This is a genomic window from Streptomyces sp. DI166, from assembly GCF_900091315.1.
GTDB lineage: Bacteria > Actinomycetota > Actinomycetes > Streptomycetales > Streptomycetaceae > Streptomyces > Streptomyces fuscus.
Genome location: NZ_FLSP01000057.1, coordinates 36882 through 55268 on the forward strand (window position 1 = coordinate 36882; position 18387 = coordinate 55268).

Consider the following 18387-nt stretch of genomic DNA (forward strand, 5'->3'; position numbering starts at 1 on the left):
CGGCGCCGTCCGAGCCGTCGGAAAAGGCTCAACGCCGTCCGCGCCCGCGCCCCTGCTCCTCGTCGCCGAAGCCGTCCTCCCGCGGGCCCAGCAGCTCGTCCGCGAGCGACGGCAGGTCGTCCAGCGGCGTCTCCTCGGCCCAGTCCGAGCGGGGCCGCCTGCGACGGCGGGACTTCGGCTCGGCGGCGGCCTGCTCGTCGACCTGGGGCAGCTCGCGGGTGCGCTCCTCGGCCCGCTCCGGCTGCGCCTCGTCGCGGAAGATCCCGGGCGGAACCCGGTCCGCGGGACTCCCGCCCCGTACCGGAGGCAGCACCGCGGTCTCGTCGGCAGCCCCCGGCTCCACGGGCGGCAGCACGGCGGTCTCGTCCGCGGCACCCGGCGGAACCGGCGGCAGCACGGCCGTCTCATCCGCGGCACCCGGCGCAACCGGCGGCAGCACCGCCGTCTCGTCCGCCGCCCCCGGCGCAACCGGCGGCAGCACCGCTGTCTCATCCACCGCCCCCGGCGCAGTCGGCGGCAGCGGCAGCTCCGCCGTCGTCTCCGCCTCCGAGGTGCCGGACGAGGCGGACGGGTCCTCCCGTCGCTCCTCCACCTTCCGCAGCACCGTCGTCCGATCCCCCCGCCGCGCGGCAGCGGCGTCCTCGGCCGTCACCACCGGCGTGGGCACCGTCTGCGCCTCGGGCGGCTCGGCCACCGGAGCCGGAGCCGTGGGCGCGGGCCCCGCCTCCGCCGCGGCGGCCGCACGCTCGGCGAGCCGGCGTGCCTCCTCCGCGCGGAGCAGGGCCTCCTCCGCCTTGCGCTGCTTCTCCAGGCGCCGCGCCTCGGCCTCGGCGCGCAGTCGGGCCTCCTCCTCGGCCTGCTTGCGGCGGCGTTCCTCCTCGGCCTTGCGGCGGGCCTCCTCCTCCGCGCGGGCCTTCTCCTCGGCCAGGAGCCGCTGACGCTCCTCCTCCGCGCGGCGGGCGGCCTCCTCGGCGCGCTGCCGGGCCTCCTCCGCCTGCCGTTCGGCCTCGCGGCGCTGCGCCTCCTCCAGCTCGCGGCGCTTGCGCTCCTCCTCCTCGGCGCGCAGCCGGGCGAGCTGCTCCTGGCGCTCGCGCTCCAGCCGCTCCTCCTCGGCCTTGCGGGCGGCCTCCTCCTCGGCCTTCCGGCGGGCCTCCTCCTCGGCCCGGCGCCGCGCCTCCTCCTGCTCCCGGATCTCCTGCTCCGACAGCGGCAGCACCTGGTCGAGCCGGTGCCGGACGACGGTGGTGACGGCCTCGGGCTCCTGGCCCGCGTCCACCACGAGGTAGCGGCCGGGGTCGGCGGCGGCCAGGGTGAGGAAACCGGAGCGCACGCGCGCGTGGAACTCCGCGGGCTCCGACTCCAGCCGGTCCGGCGCCTCGGTGAAGCGTTCCCGCGCGGTCTGCGGGTCGACGTCCAGCAGCACCGTCAGATGCGGCACCAGGCCGTTGGTGGCCCAGCGGTTGATACGGGCGATCTCGGTGGGCGACAGGTCGCGGCCCGCGCCCTGGTAGGCCACCGAGGAGTCGATGTAACGGTCGGAGATGACCACCGCGCCGCGCTCCAGCGCGGGCCGGACCACGGTGTCGACGTGCTCGGCGCGGTCCGCCGCGTACAGCAGCGCCTCCGCGCGGTGGGACAGCCCGGCGCTGGAGACGTCCAGCAGGATCGAGCGCAGCCGCTTGCCGACCGGCGTCGCGCCCGGCTCGCGGGTCACGACGACCTCGTGGCCCTTGCCCCGGATCCACTCGGCGAGCGCCTCGGCCTGGGTGGACTTGCCCGCGCCGTCGCCGCCCTCCAGGGCGATGAAGAAGCCGGTCGCGGCGGGCGCCTGCTCGGGGTCGTCGCCGCCGAGCAGCGCGTCGCGCAGATCGTGCCGCAGCGGCACCCCGGACCGGTCGTCGACCTTGGCCAGCACCAGCGCGGCCACCGGCAGCAGCAGGGCGCCGACCAGCATCAGCGTGAACGCGGCACCGCCGTGCGCGAACACGAACCGCCCGTTCTCCAGCCGGTGCGGGCCGATCCCCGCGGCCACCAGCGGCGCGACCAGCGCGCCGAGCCCGACGAAGACCCGTACGACCGCGTGCAGATGCTCGGTGTTGCGCGGGCGGCGGAAGTCCTCGGTCTCCTGGTCCAGCAGGGTGTGGCCGGTGTTGGCGGCGATGCCCGCGGCGGCGCCCGCGAGGGCGAGGACCAGCAGCACGGTGGTGACGTCCGGGACCAGCCCGGCGGCCAGCAGCGCGATACCGGTGAGCGCGATGGCCAGCGCCAGCAGACGGCGCCGCGACAGCGACACCAGCACCTTGGGCGCCGTACGGATGCCGACGACGACCCCGCCGGTCAGCACCAGCACCATCAGGCCGTACAGCACCGGGCCGCCGCCCAGGTCCTTGGCGTGCAGCACCGCCACTGCGACGGAGGCCGACACCGCGCCCGCGACGGCCGCGCAGGCCGTGACCAGCAGCGGGATCGCGCCGGTGCGGCCCTTGTCGACGCCGGTGCCGGTCTTGGGGCGGCGCAGGCCCTCCAGCGGGGAACGCGCGCGTGGCGTGCGGGTGCCGGGCAGTTCCAGGAAGGTCACCACGGACAGGGACGCGGCGAACAGTCCGGCGGCGACGTAGGAGGCGAGCGCCGCCTGGTGCTCGCCGAACCAGTCGATGCCGGTGGCCAGCAGGTTGTTGCCCAGGGCCGCGACGACGAGCGCGGCGGCGCCGAGCGGGATGGCCAGGAAGCCGGTGCGCAGCGACAGGCGGCGCAGCGCATCCATGTGGTCCGGCAGCGGCCGTACCGTCGCGCCCTCCAGGGGCGGGGCGGGCAGCAGCGCGGGCGCCGCGCTCTCCCGGCAGACCGTCCAGAAGCGCTCGGCGACCCCGGTGAGGAAGACGGTCACCAGGAGCAGCGCGAGCGCGTTCTCGGGCGTCCAGTCGATCCACAGCGGGGCGACGAGCAGCAGAGCGGCGCGTACGCCGTCCGCGCCGACCATGGTCCAGCGGCGGTCGAGCGGGCCCTCCTGGGAGGTCAGCGAGGTGAGCGGGCCGAGCAGGACGGCCCCGAACAGCAGCGTCGCCAGGATGCGGGTACCGAAGACCGTCGCCACTGCGAACGCCACGCCCCGGTAGCCGCCGCCGAACGAGCCCTCGGCGATGGCCGCCTGAAGCGCCAGCAGGACCAGGACGAGGAAGGCCAGTACGTCGCCGACGCCGCCGACGAGCTGTGCGCTCCACAACCGCCTGAGCTGGGGTCGGCGCAGCAGCGCACGGACGGCGCGTTCGCGGGAGTCCGCCGCGAGGGCTTCGTCGGGGGCCGTGTGGGGGGCCGTTGGCTGCTCGGCACGCGTCATGCTTTCAGCCTATCGGCAGGCGCCGACAGCCCGGGGCGGGCGCCCGAACGTACGCCCGCCCCGACACCAAAGAGTGATGCCGGGGCGTTCGTTTCGCGAAGCGGGGGCCTGAAGGAGCCGGTCCGTCAGTCCTCCGACGACGGCTTCGCTGCGGCCGTCTTCTTCGCTGCCGTCTTCTTGGCCGTCGTCGTCTTCTTCGCGGCGGTCTTCTTGGCGGCCGTCTTCTTCGCCGGGGCCTTCTTGGCGGTGGTCTTCTTCGCCGCGGCCTTCTTCGCCGTCTTCTTGGCGGGCCCCTTGGCGCGCTTCTCGGCGAGCAGCTCGAAGCCGCGCTCCGGGGTGATCGTCTCGACACTGTCGCCGGAGCGCAGGGTCGCGTTGGTCTCCCCGTCGGTGACGTACGGGCCGAAGCGGCCGTCCTTGACCACGACCGGCTTCTCGCTGACCGGGTCGGTGCCCAGCTCCTTCAGCGGCGGCTTGGCTGCGGCCCGGCCACGCTGCTTGGGCTGGGCGTAGATCGCCTGCGCCTCCTCCAGCGTGATCGTGAAGAGCTGCTCCTCGCTCTGCAGCGAGCGCGAGTCCGTGCCCTTCTTCAGGTACGGGCCGTAGCGGCCGTTCTGCGCGGTGATCTCCTGGCCGTCGGCGTCGGTGCCGACCACGCGCGGGAGGGACATCAGCTTGAGCGCGTCCTCCAGGGTCACCGTGTCCAGCGACATCGACTTGAACAGCGAGGCCGTCCGCGGCTTCACGGCGTTCTTGCCGGTCTTCGGGGTGCCCTCGGGCAGGATCTCGGTGACGTACGGGCCGTAGCGGCCGTCCTTGGCGACGATCTGGTGGCCGGTGACCGGGTCGGTGCCCAGCTCGAAGTCGCCGCTCGGCTTGGCGAGCAGTTCCTCGGCCAGCTCGACGGACAGCTCGTCGGGCGCCAGGTCGGTGGGGATGTCGGCGCGCTGGTGGTTCTCGGAGTCCTTCTCGCCGCGCTCGATGTACGGCCCGTAGCGGCCGACCCGCAGCACGATGCCGTTGCCGACGGGGAACGAGGACACCTCGCGCGCGTCGATCGCGCCCAGGTCGGTCACCAGCTCCTTGAGACCGCCCAGGTGGTCCCCGTCGCCGTTGCCGGCCTCGGCGGCGCCGCCGACGCCCGCGCCCTCACCCTCGCCGAAGTAGAACCGCTTCAGCCACGGCACGGACTGCGCCTCGCCGCGGGCGATGCGGTCGAGGTCGTCCTCCATCTTGGCGGTGAAGTCGTAGTCGACGAGCCGCCCGAAGTGCTTCTCCAGGAGGTTGACCACGGCGAAGGACAGGAAGGACGGCACCAGGGCCGTGCCCTTCTTGAACACATAGCCGCGGTCGAGGATCGTGCCGATGATCGACGCGTACGTCGACGGGCGGCCGATCTCGCGCTCTTCGAGCTCCTTGACCAGGCTGGCCTCGGTGTAGCGGGCCGGGGGCTTGGTGGCGTGCCCGTCGACCGTGATCTCCTCGGCGCCGAGCGCGTCGCCCTCGCTGACCTGCGGGAGCCGGCGCTCGCGGTCGTCCAGCTCGGCGTTCGGGTCGTCGGCGCCCTCGACGTAGGCCTTGAGGAAGCCGTGGAAGGTGATCGTCTTGCCGGACGCGGTGAACTCGACGTCCCGGCCGTCGGCGGCGGTGCCGCCGATCTTCACGGTGACGCTGTTGCCGGTCGCGTCCTTCATCTGGGAGGCGACGGTGCGCTTCCAGATCAGCTCGTAGAGCTTGAACTGGTCGCCGGTCAGACCGGTCTCGGCGGGCGTGCGGAAACGATCACCCGAGGGGCGGATCGCCTCGTGCGCCTCCTGCGCGTTCTTGACCTTGCCCGCGTAGGTGCGCGGCGCGTCCGGCAGGTAGTCGGCGCCGTACAGCTGGGTGACCTGCGCACGGGCCGCGGCGACAGCGGTGTCGCTGAGCGTCGTGGAGTCCGTACGCATGTAGGTGATGTAGCCGTTCTCGTACAGCTTCTGGGCGATCTGCATGGTCGCCTTGGCCCCGAAGCCCAGCTTGCGGGACGCCTCCTGCTGGAGGGTCGTCGTACGGAAGGGGGCGTAGGGAGAGCGGCGGTACGGCTTGGACTCGACCGAGCGGACGGCGAACCGCGTCTGCTCCAGGGCGGCGGCCAGCGCGCGGGCGTTCGCCTCGTCGAGGTGGAGGGTGTTGGCGCTCTTGAGCTGTCCCAGGGAGTCGAAGTCGCGGCCCTGCGCGACCCGCCTGCCGTCGACGCTCTGGAGGCGGGCGACCAGCGACGACGGGTCCGAGGGGTCCCCCGCGCGACCGGTCGAGAAGGTGCCGGTCAGGTCCCAGTACTCGGCCGAACGGAACGCGATGCGCTCGCGCTCCCGCTCCACCACGAGCCGGGTCGCCACGGACTGGACGCGGCCCGCCGACAGCCGCGGCATGACCTTCTTCCACAGCACCGGGGAGACCTCGTAGCCGTAGAGGCGGTCGAGGATGCGGCGGGTCTCCTGGGCGTCGACCAGCTTCTGGTTGAGCTGGCGCGGATTGGCGACGGCGGCCTGGATCGCGGACTTGGTGATCTCGTGGAAGACCATCCGCTTGACCGGGACCTTGGGCTTGAGCACCTCCTGCAGGTGCCAGGCGATGGCCTCGCCCTCGCGGTCCTCATCGGTGGCGAGGTAGAGCTCGTCCGACTCCTTCAGCAGGTCCTTGAGCTTCTTGACCTGGGCCTTCTTGTCCGCGTTGACGACGTAGATCGGCTCGAAGTCGTGTTCGACGTCCACCCCGAGGCGGCGCACCTCGCCGGTGTACTTCTCGGGGACCTCCGCGGCGCCGTTGGGGAGGTCGCGGATGTGCCCGACGCTCGCCTCGACAACGTATCCGGGGCCGAGATAGCCCTTGATCGTCTTCGCCTTGGCAGGCGACTCGACGATGACGAGTCGGCGGCCGCCCTTCGCGGTCTCGCTGGTCGGGGACAACTTCGCTCTTCTCTCCGGTCGACGCTGGGTGACCTCCCCGGCCTTGCTCCCGGGGTCGGGTGGTGGTGACGCTGCGGAGTGTGACGGTACATCCCGCCCCCGTGTCAAACGGGAAAAGCCCGCAACGGCCACTCGAACGGTAACCCGACTACCGCCATTCCTGCCGCCCGGAGTGCCCAGCGGCCTTTTCGAGCCTTTCCGGAGGAGCGCCTCCCAATTATCGGAATCCCAGCTCCGGCGCGGTTCTCACAGGCGGGTGAAGCACCATGCGGCGAGAGTGAGCGCGATCAGGGCGGCGAGGCCCGCGAGCGTCGCCGATGCGACGGGGTTCACACCGGGGGCCACCGGTTCGCGGTGCCGTGCGCGGGCCGCCGTCCATGCCAGGAGTCCGGCTCCGAACAGCCCGAACACCGCCCCCGAGAAGATCGCCGACCCGGTTTCCATGATCGAATCGCCCCTTTCGCCCCGCTCCGCGCGTGTCCCGGCCCCGTGAGGCTGGCACGCGCGGGCGACGGCGGGGCGAACCCCGGATGAACGCGCGGGCGGCGCGTCGGCGGGCACTCCTGGGCGCTGGGGAAAGCCCGCGCTGCCCCGGCGGGCCGCCCGCGCCCGAGCGGCATCCGAGCGGGCCGCACGGGTGCGTTTCCGGTCAACTTCTCGCGGTCAGCGCGAATTGCCCGTACGGAAAGAGATTGATCTTCCGCTGATCGCTCGGCGCTTTGTGATCACCGGGTTCTGATCGCTCGGTTCCCGGGGATCACACGGTCCCGGATCACACGGTCCTGGGTCACTCGGTCCTGGGTCACTCGGTCCTGGGTCACGCGGTCCTGGGTCACGCGGTCCCGGATCACACGGCCCTGGATCACGCGGGGTCGGCTCGCACGGTCCCGAATCACGCGGGTTCGGCTCGTACGGTCCCGGATCACGCGGGTTCGGCTCGCACAGGTTCGGATCACGCGCGTTCCGATCACACGGTTGTGATCAGGCCGGTGGTGATCACGCCGGTTCCAGGAACCCCTGTTCCACCAGCAGCCGGATCTGCGCGGGCGTGCGGTCGCGCAGGAGGACCGGGTCCTCGCCGACGAGCTGGGCGATGGCGTCGAGGATGCGTCCGGCGCTCAGCGTGCCGTCGCAGACGCCCGCGAAACCGGCGCCGACGGTGTCCACCTTGGTCGCCCGGCGCATCCCGCGGTTCTGGCGCAGCACGACGTGCTCGGGGTCCTCGGCGCCGGGCAGCCCGACCTGCTCCTGCACGACCTCCCCGACGAGCCGGAAGTGCCCTTCGAGCAGGGCCGCGTCATCGTGCGCGCGCAGGTAGTCGAGCCGGTCGAAGTGCGCCCGCACCGTCTCGCCGAGCGGCTGCTCGACCGGGTGCGGCCACTCCTCGACGGTGATCGAGGGCACGGCGGAGCCCGTCCTGCGCAGGGTGATCCAGCCGAAGCCGACGGCCTTGACCTTGCGCGCCTCGAACTCGTCCAGCCAGGCGTCGTAGCGCGCCTGGTACTCGGCGGGATCGCCCCGGTGGTCCCCGGCGTCCCGCAGCCACAGCTCGGCGTACTGCGTGGTGTCCTGCACCTCGCGCTGGACGATCCACGCGTCGCACCCGCGCGGCACCCATGACCTGAGTCTGTCCTGCCAGTCCTCCCCCGCCACGTGCTGCCAGTTCGCGAGGAACTGCGCGAACCCGCCCTCGTTGAGCAGCTCCCCCGCCCCCTGAACGACCGAGCGGCACAGATCGTCCCCGCCCATCCCGCCGTCCCGGTAGGTCAGCCGGGCGCCCGGCGAGATCACGAAGGGCGGGTTGGAGACGATCAGGTCGAACTTCTCGCCCTCCCGTACGGGCTCGAACAGCGAGCCCTCGCGCAGGTCGGCGGCCGGGGCCCCGGACAGCGCGAGGGTGAGCGCGGTGATGTGCAGCGCGCGGGGGTTGAGGTCGGTCGCCGTCACGCGCGTGGCGTGCTGCGCGGCGTGCAGCGCCTGGATGCCGGAGCCGGTGCCGATGTCCAGGGCGGTGGAGACGGGCGTACGGACGGTGATGCCGGCGAGGGTCGTGGAGGCCCCGCCGACACCGAGCACCACACCCTCGTCCCTGACGCCGATCCCGCCCGCGCCGCCGACGGCGCAGCCCAGGTCGGACACGATGAACCAGTCCTCGCCGCCGGGGCCGCCGTAGGGCCGTACGTCCACGGCCGCGGCCAGTTCGTCGTCGCCCGCGCGGGTCAGCCACCCGGTCTCCAGGCACTCCTCGACGGGCAGAACGTCCGCCACGCGCGCGTGCGGCACCGGCTGCTGGAGCAGAAAGAGCCGTACGACGGTCTCCAGCGGTGTGTCGCCGCGGGTGGCCCGGAGCGCGGGCACGGTCTCGCTGCGGGCGAGCGCGGCGTACGCGGGGGCGCCGAGCAGTTCGAGCAGCCCGTCGGCGGTGAAGGAGGCCCCGAGCAGCGCGTCCCGCAGGCGGGCGGCGACATCGGGGCGGTCGGAGGCGGGCAGTGCGGGCAGCCTGGAGGTACTCACGCCCCCATTGTGACCCGCGCCGCCGCCCCCACGCGGCCCCTCGGACTCAGCCGGCCGCGGCGGTCGCCGCGCCGGTGGAGGACTTGCAGCTGGACTGCTTGGCCATGGCCTGGCCGACGTCGCCCTCCTCCAGCGTCTTGAGGGCGTTGCTGCCGCTGGTGCTCAGCTTGTTCAGCTCGGCGGCGATGTCCTTCAGACCCTTGGCGAACTTGCCCTGGTCCTTGGTGTCGAGGTCGTCGATCTGCTTCTTCAGGTCGGCGTAGGAGGCGGAGATGCCGTTGAGCTCCTTGACCGCGTCCTGCTGCTTCTTCGCGCCGTCCTCGACGTCCGGCGCCCCCGCCTTCTTCACGGCCGTGCCGATTGCCTTGTAGGCATCGGACATGTCCTGGAACGCCTGGGAGTCGGTCTTCTGGACCTCTTCCGGCGTGCTGTTGTCCGAGGTCTCCTTCTGGATCGCGTCGTTGGCCGACGCGATCTTCTTCGCCTGCGGCTTCACGTCGTCGCAGACCTGCTTCGCCCAGGCATCCAGCTTGTCGTTGCCGTCGTCGCTGCTGCAGCCCGACAGCGCCAGTACCAGTACCGCACCGCCGGACAGTGCGGCCACGAGCTTCTTGTTCACCGGATTGGTCCCTTCCATGGCTCTCGGCCCCGGAACATACACGCCGGATGGCGTACGACCGCATACCGGATGACCGATATGAGCGGTTACGCACGCATTTGCCCCACGGGAGAGAAGCCTCACGGCAGGGGGCGTGAACAGACAAGGAGCGGGCGGCCGGCGCGTCAATGCGCGCCGACCGCCCGCCCCTTGAGCTGCGGCCTCGTCGGAGCCCCGTCAGGAGGTCGGCGAAACCACCGCCGTATCGGGTGAGTTGGCCGACCTTTCGGCGTCGCCCTCGTCACCCATCGCGATCCCGCGCCGCTTGGACACGTACACGGCACTGGCGATCACCAGGAACGCCAGCACCGCGATCAGCACGCGGGCACCGATGTTCTTGTCGTCGCCGTACGAGAAGTCGATCACCGCGGGCGCGATCAGCAGTGCCACCAGGTTCATCACCTTCAGCAGCGGGTTGATCGCGGGACCCGCGGTGTCCTTGAAGGGGTCGCCCACGGTGTCGCCGATCACCGTGGCGGCGTGGGCCTCGCTGCCCTTGCCGCCGTGGTGGCCGTCCTCGACCAGCTTCTTGGCGTTGTCCCAGGAGCCGCCGGAATTGGCGAGGAACACCGCCATCAGCGTGCCCGCGCCGATCGCGCCGGCCAGGAACGCGCCGAGCGCGCCGACCCCGAGCGTGAACCCGATGAAGATCGGGGCCATGACCGCGAGCAGACCGGGGGTGGCCAGCTCTCTGAGCGCGTCCCGGGTGCAGATGTCGACGACCTTGCCGTACTCCGGCTTCTCGCTGTAGTCCATGATCCCGGGCTTCTCGCGGAACTGCCGCCGTACCTCGTAGACCACCGAACCGGCCGACCGCGAGACGGCGTTGATGGCGAGTCCGGAGAAGAGGAAGACGACCGCCGCGCCGGCGATCAGGCCGACGAGGTTGTTGGGCTGCGAGATGTCCATCATCAGGCTCAGCGGGGCGTCGTCGCCGGAGAGCTTCTCGCCCACCTCCGCGGCGCCGGTGGTGATGGCGTCACGGTACGAGCCGAAGAGCGCCGACGCCGCGAGTACGGCGGTGGCGATGGCGATGCCCTTGGTGATGGCCTTGGTGGTGTTGCCGACCGCGTCCAGGTCGGTGAGCACCTGGGCGCCCGCGCCCTCGACGTCGCCGGACATCTCGGCGATGCCCTGGGCGTTGTCGGAGACCGGCCCGAAGGTGTCCATCGCGACGATCACACCGACCGTGGTGAGCAGACCGGTACCGGCCAGCGCCACCGCGAACAGCGCGAGCATGATCGACGTACCGCCGAGCAGGAAGGCCCCGTAGACGCCGAGGCCGATCAGCAGGGCGGTGTAGACGGCCGATTCCAGGCCGACGGAAATACCGGCCAGGACGACGGTGGCCGGGCCGGTCAGCGAGCTCTTGCCGATGTCGCGGACCGGTCGCCGGTCGGTCTCGGTGAAGTAGCCGGTCAGCTGCTGGATCACAGCCGCCAGCACGATGCCGATCGCCACGGCGACGACGGCGAGGATCCGCGGGTCGCCGCTCTTGCCCAGGATCGCCTCGTCGGTGACCCCGTCGAGGTCGGCGTAGGTCGAGGGCAGGTAGGTGAAGACCGCGATGGCCACCAGGACCAGCGAGATCACCGCGGAGATGAAGAAGCCGCGGTTGATCGCCGTCATCCCGCTGCGGTCGCTGCGCCGCGGGGCCACGGCGAAGATGCCGATCATGGCCGTGATCACGCCGATCGCGGGGACCAGGAGCGGGAAGGCGAGTCCGGCGTCGCCGAACGCCACCTTGCCCAGGATGAGCGCGGCGACCAGGGTCACCGCGTAGGACTCGAAGAGGTCGGCCGCCATGCCCGCGCAGTCGCCGACGTTGTCGCCCACGTTGTCGGCGATGGTCGCGGCATTGCGCGGGTCGTCCTCCGGAATGCCCTGCTCGACCTTGCCGACCAGGTCGGCGCCGACGTCGGCGGCCTTGGTGAAGATGCCGCCTCCGACACGCATGAACATGGCGATGAGAGCGGCCCCGAGACCGAAGCCCTCCAGCACCTTCGGCGCGTCGGCCGCGTACACCAGCACCACACAGGAGGCGCCCAGCAGACCGAGCCCCACTGTGAACATGCCGACCACGCCGCCCGTACGGAAAGCGATCTTCATGGCTTTGTGCGAGACGGTGGTGAGATCCTTTTCCGGCTCACCTTCCGCCGGGGTCGCTTCCCTGGCCGCGGCGGCGACGCGCACATTGCTGCGCACGGCGAGCCACATGCCGATATAACCGGTGGCCGCCGAGAACGCGGCGCCGATCAAGAAGAACACTGATCGGCCGATGCGCTGATTCCAGTCGTCCGCGGGCAGCAGCATGAGCAGGAAGAAGACGACCACGGCGAATACACCGAGCGTGCGCAACTGCCGGGCCAGATAGGCATTGGCGCCTTCCTGGACCGCCGCCGCGATCTTCTTCATGCTGTCCGTGCCCTCGTCCGCCGCGAGCACCTGACGCACCAGGACACCGGCGACCACCAGCGCCGCCAGGGCCACGAGGCCGATGACGATCACCATGGCGCGGTTGCCGTCGGTCAGGACTGCGGCTGCGAGGGTTGTGGGGTGATCCAACTGATGAGGGGTAGAAAGCCCCGCCATTCGTCCTCCTTGACGCTTGGGCTGAGCTCAAGATGTGGACGGATTGTAGGTACCGGAACCTGATCAAAACAGTGCGCGGTAAACGAAATTGGTCTTCACCTGCTCTTCAGCAAATGATCGCCCCTCAACCATGGAACCCGAAAGAGGTAATGCCTCAAAAGCATTGACACCCGCATTGACCTCGGCGGGAACTTGATCGAATTATCGGGAGATTGATCGTGAAGAAATTCACGAAATAGCGAAAGGGCCCTACCTGGGTAGGGCCCTTCGGGTGATCAGGTCTGAAAAGCGGGGGTCGGGCGGGGCCCGGGCGACCCCGCGAGGTCCTCTCAGGGCGTCCGCTCGGGACGCCCCGTCGGGACGTCAGCTCGGGATGTCCGGTCGGGACGTCAGCTCAGGATGTCCGGTCGGGGCGTCAGGGAAGCTCCGCGACCGCCGGAGTGGTCGGCCAGGTCATACGGATCAGCCCGCCGTGCTCCCCGGCGGTGACCTCCACGTCGTCGACGAGGCCGCTGATGACCGCGAGGCCCATCTCGTCCTCCTCGGTCTCGGCGTCGTCGCCCGCCGCGCCCGGCGCCCGGTCGCCCGGGGCGGAGCGCGGTGCCTCGTCGCCGACCTCGATGGAGAACTGCTTCTCCTCCTCGATCAGCACCACCTTCACCGGTGCCGAGACCCCGCCGAGCTGATGCAGTCCCACAGCCCGGGAGCACGCCTCACCGACCGCGAGACGCACCTCGTCGAGGACGGCCTCGTCCACTCCGGCCCTGCGCGCCACCGCCGCCGCGACCAGTCGTGCGGTCCTGACGTGCTCGGGCAGCGCACTGAAGCGGAGTTCAACGGTGGCCATGCATCCCCCTCGCAACTACGGGCGTGCTGTCCGGAGGACCGGGCCGCCGAGCGCCCGGTCCCCCTTCTGGAACGTCGTCCGTCCCGGGGCCGAGAGCGCCCCGGAGCGGAGATCAGTCGGTGGCCGCCACCGCTTCCTCGACCGAGGTGTGGATCGGGAACACCTTGGTGAGGCCGGTGATACGGAAGATCTTCAGAATGCGCTCCTGGTTGCAGACCAGGCGCAGCGAGCCCTCATGGGCACGCACCCGCTTCAGTCCGCCGACCAGGACGCCGAGCCCGGTGGAGTCGAGGAAGTCCACGCCCTCCATGTCGACGACGAGGTGGAAACTCCCGTCGTTCACCAGCTCGACCAGCTGCTCGCGCAGCTTGGGCGCGGTATATACGTCGATTTCGCCACCGACCTCGACGACCGTACGATCGCCGACGGTACGGGTCGACAGGGACAGGTCCACGGATCCTCCAGCACCTTGCTATCGAGCGGTCGTCCCTCGGGACACCTCGGCTTGCAGCCCCCAGGACGGTTCGCCAGCCGCGATGGCATTCAATCACTTACCGGCGGGCGTGCACGACGCCTTGGTCCCATTGTCCGTCACGCCAGTGACACACTCGGTGCCGATGGCCGAGAATCACCGATCCTTTCGATCCCTGACGGACCCCGTTTCCCGGGTGGACCCGGGCACGGTGCTGGGCCGGCTCGCCTCCGGGCCGAACCGGGCTTCGCGCATCACTCATACGGAGCATGTGCCCCCGCGCGAGGGTCGCCATGCCGTCTGGCCCGACCGGATCCGCGCCGAGGTCATCGCCGCCGTCCAGGCCGCCGGGGTCGAACACCCCTGGGCCCACCAGGCACGGGCCGCCGAGCACGCCCTGGACGGCGAGTCGGTGGTGGTCGCCACCGGCACCGCCTCGGGCAAGTCGCTCGCCTACCTGATGCCCGTGCTCTCCGCCCTCCTTGACGGCTCCGAGGCCCCCAACGGCCGCGGCGCCACCGCGCTCTACCTGGCGCCGACGAAGGCCCTCGCGGCAGACCAGTGCCGATCGGTGAAGGAACTTTCACAACCTCTCGGCCATTCTGTCCGGCCGGCGGTGTACGACGGCGACACGCCGTTCGAGGAACGCGAGTGGATCCGCCAGTACGCCAACTACGTCCTGACCAACCCGGACATGCTGCACCGCGGCGTCCTGCCCTCCCACTCCCGCTGGTCCTCCTTCCTCAAGGCCCTGAAGTACGTCGTCGTCGACGAGTGCCACACCTACCGCGGCGTCTTCGGCTCGCACGTCGCCCAGGTACTGCGCCGACTGCGCCGTCTGTGCGCCCGCTACGGCGCCTCCCCGGTCTTCCTGCTGGCGTCCGCGACCGCCGCCGAGCCCGCGGTGGCCGCCCGCCGTCTGACCGGCCTGCCGGTCGTCGAGGTGGCCGACGACGCCTCACCGCGCGGTGAACTGGTGTTCGCCCTCTGGGAGCCCCCGCTCACCGAACTCCAGGGCGAGAAGGGCGCCCCCGTACGACGTACCGCCACTGCCGAGACCGCCGACCTGCTGACCGACCTCGCCGTGCAGGGCGTACGCTCGGTCGCCTTCGTACGGTCCCGGCGCGGCGCCGAACTGATCTCGGTGATCGCCCAGGAACGGCTCGCCGAGGTCGACCGCTCCCTCGCCCGCCGGGTCGCCGCCTACCGCGGCGGCTACCTCCCCGAGGAACGGCGCGCCCTGGAACAGGCCCTGCACTCCGGCGAACTCCTCGGCCTGTCCGCCACCACCGCCCTGGAACTCGGCATCGACGTCTCCGGCCTGGACGCGGTGGTGATCGCCGGATATCCGGGCACTCGCGCCTCCCTGTGGCAGCAGGCGGGCCGGGCCGGCCGCTCCGGGCAGGGCGCGCTCGCCGTCCTGGTCGCCCGCGACGACCCCCTGGACACCTTCCTCGTCCACCACCCCGAGGCCTTGTTCGACCAGCCCGTCGAATCCACGGTCCTCGACCCCGACAACCCCTACGTCCTCGCCCCGCACCTGTGCGCGGCGGCGGAGGAGCTGCCCCTGACCGAGGAGGACCTGGACCTCTTCGGCCCCGCCTGCGCGGAACTGCTCCCGCAGCTGGAGGCGGCGAAGCTGCTGCGCCGCCGCACCAAGGCCTGGCACTGGACACGCCGGGAACGGGCCGCCGACCTCACCGACATCCGGGGCGGCGGGGGACGCCCGGTCCAGGTCGTCGAGGCCGGTACGGGCCGTCTGCTCGGCACGGTCGACGCGGGCGCCGCGCACACCACCGTCCACGAGGGCGCGGTCCACCTCCACCAGGGCCGCACCTATCTGGTGCGCTCCCTGGACCTGGAGGACTCCGTGGCCCTGGTCGAGCAGGCCAGCCCCTCGTACTCCACGGTCGCCCGCGACACCACCTCCATCGCCGTCCTGGAGACGGACACCGAGATCCCGTGGGGCGACGGCCGCCTGTGCTACGGCTCCGTCGAGGTCACCAACCAAGTGGTCTCCTTCCTGCGCCGCCGGCTGATCACCGGCGAGGTCCTGGGCGAGACGAAACTCGACCTCCCTCCTCGTACGCTGCGCACCCGCGCGGTGTGGTGGACGGTCACCGAGGACCAGCTCGACGCGGCCCGGATCAACCCGGAGATCCTCGGCGGCGCCCTGCACGCCGCCGAGCACGCCTCGATCGGCCTGCTGCCCCTCTTCGCCACCTGCGACCGCTGGGACATCGGCGGCGTCTCGGTCCCGCTGCACCCCGACACGCTCCTGCCGACGGTCTTCGTCTACGACGGCCACCCCGGCGGCGCGGGCTTCGCGGAGCGCGCCTTCCACACCGCCCGCGCCTGGCTCACCGCCACTCGGGAGGCCATCGCCTCCTGCGAGTGCGACTCCGGCTGCCCGTCCTGCATCCAGTCCCCCAAGTGCGGCAACGGCAACGACCCCCTCCACAAGAGAGGCGCGGTACGCCTCCTCACGGAACTGCTGCGGGGGGCGCCGGCGGATCCTCCGGGGGTGTCGGAGCGGCCGCCGGGTCCGGGTCCTGCCGGGGCGCCGGAGCCGAAGTCAGGTCCTGCCGGGATGCCAGCCCCGCCGACGGGTCCTTCTGGAACGCCGGACCAGCCATCAGGCCCTGCCGGGACACCGGACCCGCCATCAGGCCCTGCCGGGACACCGGACCCACCATCAGGCCCTGCCGGGACACCGGACCCGCCGTCGGATATTCCTGGGGCGCCGGTAGGCCGTCCGGGGGACCCGCCCGCGCCCTGACCTCCGCCGCGAACGGTCCCCGGCCCGCCGCCGCCGTCACGTCCGACACGTCCCCGACGAGGGCGCACCGCACGAGCCGGGTGCCCTGGGCTCGGGCCACCTCCTCCGCGCGGGCGCAGGCCGCCGTCGCGCCCTGCGTCCAGTGGTCCGCCGCCGCGAGCGCGGCGAGATCGGCGCCGCCCGCCGCCCGGTGCCGGGCGACCACCGCCTGCCCGAGGGCGAGCACCACTCCGAAGACCACGCAGAGGACGGCCACGGCGCAGACGGTCCATGCGGTGGCGGAGCCGCGGTCGTCGCAGGGGCGGGGCGGAGCCGAAGGCGCCCTGCCCGCAGCGGCGCCGGGCGTGAGGCGGCGCCCCGTGCCGGTCACGGCAACCTCCCGGCCCTCGCCCCGGCTGCCGGCGCGGACGCCGGCACCTGGCCCAGCCCATCCCCGGCCGCCCGCGCCTCCTCCACCACCGCCACCGCCTCCTCCCGTACCTCGAACGGCAGTCCCCCGAGCACCGGAGGCTCGGCCACGACCCGCACCCGGACCAGGCCCTCGGACCGGCTGACAGTGATCTCCGCGCCGGACGGCGCCGCCTCGCGGGTCACCGCGACGACCTGGTCGGGCGGGTCCTGGCGGGCCGCGGCGCGGGCGCCCGTGCGGGCCGCGTCCACGCACTGGATCTGGGCGGCGACCACCAGCAGCCCCCACACCAGCGCCATCGTGAACATGACCAGCACAGGCAGCACCAGGGCCGTCTCCGCCGTCACGAACCCCCGGTCGGCCCGACGCCCCTCACATCCGCGCACTGAGGGCCCGCTTCACGATGGCCTGCAGCTCCGCGCTGACCTGCCCGCTGGTGACGACCTTGTAGAGCACCACGGCGAACGCCACCGCCGCGATGATCCCCATCGCGTACTCGGAGGTCACCATCCCCGAGTCCCGCCGGGCGACGAGCGCCCGCATCCGCGCCCGAACGACGCGCGCTGCCCTGCTGAGTACTGCCTTCTTCATCACAACCCCCGTAAGGATCAGTTCCATTGACTACGACCGACTACGACCTGTCAGTGCCGAACCCCGCTCATCCACCACCCCCTCCCAGCGCCTCACCGGCCAGCCCGATCACGACCGGCAGCACGCCCACCGCGATGAAGGCGGGCAGGAAGCACAGCCCCACCGGCGCCGTGACCAGCACCGCCGCCCTGCGTGCCCGGGCCGTGGCGGCCCGCGCCCACCCGGCACGGGCGTCGGCGGCGAGCCGGGCGACCGGTCCGGCCGCCGGAAGCCCCGACACATCGGCCCGCTCCAGCAACCGCGCGAGCCCTCCGGCACCGGGCAGCGCGGCCAACTTCCGCCAGGCGTCCCCCGGTTCCCCGCCCAGCCGCACCTCGGCGGCTCCCCGGGCCAGCCCGTCGCCCACCGGACCGCCGAGCGCCTCGCCCACGGCCTGCGCCGCGACCACGGGCCCCGCACCGGCGGCGATGCAGGCCGCCAGCAGATCCGCGGCGAGCGGAAGTTGCCGGGCCGCCTCGGCGGCGTCGTACCCCGCCTCCTCGGCCGCGCCCCGGCGCCCCCGCCACCGATGCAGGCCGACAGCGCCCACCAGCCCGGCCACGACCCCCGCGAGGCCCCCGACGAGCACCCACCCGGCACACCCCACCGCCACAACGGGCGCCCACCGCCGCACCACCGCGCCCACGTCGACCCCGGGCGCGGCCACCGCCCTCACCCCGACCAGCAGCTCCGTGAGCCGCCGCCGCGCCCTGCGCTCCCTCCGCACGGCCCCGACCCACCGCACGAGCCAGCCCAGCCCCAGCCCGATCCCCACGACTACCCCCAGCCTGTGGACAACTTCCGTACTCACACCGCCTCCGCCCCGCGCACGATCCGCAGCGCCCACCACACGCCCAGCCCCTCCAGCACCCCGCCGGCCACCAGGCACCCGAGCCCGGCTCCGGTGTGCAGCAGCACCCGCAAGGGATCGGCGCCCATGACCGCGCCCAGGAGCAGCCCCAGCACCGGCAGTCCGGCGAGCATCAGCGCCGTGGACTTCGCCCCCGCCAACTGCGCCCGCAGATCGGCCCGTTGGTCCCGTTCGGCCCGCAACGCCGCTTCGAGCCGGTCGAGTCCGTCCGCGAGACCGGCCCCCTGGTCCACAGCCACCCGCCAGCACGCGGCGAGTCCCCGCAGTCCTTCGGCACCGGGTTGCCGCGCCGCCGCCGCGAGGGCGCCGGGCACGTCCCCGCCGAACCGC

At 72.3% G+C, this 18387-nt stretch carries 13 protein-coding genes and 1 pseudogene; 1 reads left to right on the top strand and 13 read right to left on the bottom strand.

Annotated features, from left to right (window positions below; translation table 11 throughout):
- Positions 1–28 precede the first annotated feature (28 nt).
- The 8 genes from tmk to bldG all read right to left on the bottom strand — a co-directional run bounded on the left by tmk (position 29) and on the right by bldG (position 13350).
- Positions 29–3337: a dTMP kinase gene (gene tmk, locus GA0115233_RS25305; RefSeq protein WP_093722598.1), complete on the bottom strand. Its 3309-nt coding sequence runs from the start codon at positions 3335–3337 to the stop codon at positions 29–31.
- A 125-nt stretch (positions 3338–3462) separates the two neighbouring features.
- A complete protein-coding gene (gene topA, locus GA0115233_RS25310; protein WP_093722599.1) occupies positions 3463–6285 on the bottom strand; it encodes a type I DNA topoisomerase in 2823 nt (940 codons plus the stop codon).
- A gap of 246 nt (positions 6286–6531) precedes the next feature.
- Positions 6532–6729, bottom strand: coding sequence for a hypothetical protein (locus tag GA0115233_RS25315; protein WP_093722600.1), 198 nt, complete (start codon positions 6727–6729; stop codon positions 6532–6534).
- Positions 6730–7281: 552 nt separating this feature from the next.
- Positions 7282–8799 carry a DUF7059 domain-containing protein gene (locus GA0115233_RS25320; protein ID WP_093722601.1) on the bottom strand — a complete coding sequence of 506 codons (1518 nt, stop codon included), beginning with the start codon at positions 8797–8799 and terminating at the stop codon, positions 7282–7284.
- Between the two features lie 46 nt (positions 8800–8845).
- Positions 8846–9436, bottom strand: a complete 591-nt coding sequence (locus GA0115233_RS25325; RefSeq protein WP_093722602.1) for a small secreted protein — start codon at positions 9434–9436, stop codon at positions 8846–8848.
- A gap of 198 nt (positions 9437–9634) precedes the next feature.
- On the bottom strand, positions 9635–12049 hold the full coding sequence (locus GA0115233_RS25330; RefSeq protein WP_093722603.1) for a sodium-translocating pyrophosphatase: 2415 nt from the start codon (positions 12047–12049) through the stop codon (positions 9635–9637).
- Between the two features lie 415 nt (positions 12050–12464).
- The gene (locus GA0115233_RS25335) at positions 12465–12896 is read right to left on the bottom strand and encodes an ATP-binding protein (RefSeq protein WP_093722604.1); all 432 of its coding nucleotides are present in this window, start codon (positions 12894–12896) and stop codon (positions 12465–12467) included.
- 112 nt (positions 12897–13008) lie between these two features.
- Complete coding sequence (gene bldG / locus GA0115233_RS25340) at positions 13009–13350, bottom strand: anti-sigma factor antagonist BldG (RefSeq protein ID WP_003975386.1); 342 nt, start codon at positions 13348–13350, stop codon at positions 13009–13011.
- An 82-nt stretch (positions 13351–13432) separates the two neighbouring features.
- Between bldG and GA0115233_RS25345 the strand changes: the two genes are divergently transcribed.
- The gene (locus tag GA0115233_RS25345; protein ID WP_250748623.1) at positions 13433–16147 is read left to right on the top strand and encodes a DEAD/DEAH box helicase; all 2715 of its coding nucleotides are present in this window, start codon (positions 13433–13435) and stop codon (positions 16145–16147) included.
- Here the strand turns inward: GA0115233_RS25345 and GA0115233_RS25350 are convergent.
- The 5 genes and pseudogenes from GA0115233_RS25350 to GA0115233_RS25370 form a co-directional block, all read right to left on the bottom strand.
- A pseudogene (locus tag GA0115233_RS25350) lies at positions 16125–16403 on the bottom strand (Rv3654c family TadE-like protein); the annotation flags it as partial. The gene GA0115233_RS25345 and the pseudogene GA0115233_RS25350 sit on opposite strands and share 23 nt — an antisense overlap.
- A 110-nt stretch (positions 16404–16513) precedes the next feature.
- Entirely contained in the window at positions 16514–16942 is a 429-nt protein-coding gene (locus GA0115233_RS25355) for a TadE family type IV pilus minor pilin (RefSeq protein WP_093722605.1), read from the bottom strand.
- Positions 16929–17147: a DUF4244 domain-containing protein gene (locus tag GA0115233_RS25360; RefSeq protein ID WP_093722611.1), complete on the bottom strand. Its 219-nt coding sequence runs from the start codon at positions 17145–17147 to the stop codon at positions 16929–16931. The genes GA0115233_RS25355 and GA0115233_RS25360 overlap by 14 nt, the downstream gene beginning before the upstream one ends.
- Positions 17148–17214: 67 nt before the next feature.
- A complete protein-coding gene (locus GA0115233_RS25365) occupies positions 17215–17997 on the bottom strand; it encodes a type II secretion system F family protein (protein WP_093722606.1) in 783 nt (260 codons plus the stop codon).
- A partial coding sequence (locus GA0115233_RS25370) for a type II secretion system F family protein (RefSeq protein ID WP_176711932.1) occupies positions 17994–18387 on the bottom strand: 394 nt, incomplete at its 5' end. The genes GA0115233_RS25365 and GA0115233_RS25370, both read right to left, overlap by 4 nt.

Bases quoted from the DNA above. Each gene is read 5' to 3' on its own strand.
- tmk (WP_093722598.1), bottom strand. From the start codon at position 3,337: ATGACGCGTGCCGAGCAGCCAACGGCCCCCCACACGGCCCCCGACGAA.
- GA0115233_RS25315 (WP_093722600.1), bottom strand. From the start codon at position 6,729: ATGGAAACCGGGTCGGCGATCTTCTCGGGGGCGGTGTTCGGGCTGTTC.
- GA0115233_RS25325 (WP_093722602.1), bottom strand. From the start codon at position 9,436: ATGGAAGGGACCAATCCGGTGAACAAGAAGCTCGTGGCCGCACTGTCC.
- GA0115233_RS25330 (WP_093722603.1), bottom strand. From the start codon at position 12,049: ATGGCGGGGCTTTCTACCCCTCATCAGTTGGATCACCCCACAACCCTC.
- GA0115233_RS25335 (WP_093722604.1), bottom strand. From the start codon at position 12,896: ATGGCCACCGTTGAACTCCGCTTCAGTGCGCTGCCCGAGCACGTCAGG.
- GA0115233_RS25345 (WP_250748623.1), top strand. From the start codon at position 13,433: ATGGCATTCAATCACTTACCGGCGGGCGTGCACGACGCCTTGGTCCCA.
- GA0115233_RS25360 (WP_093722611.1), bottom strand. From the start codon at position 17,147: ATGAAGAAGGCAGTACTCAGCAGGGCAGCGCGCGTCGTTCGGGCGCGG.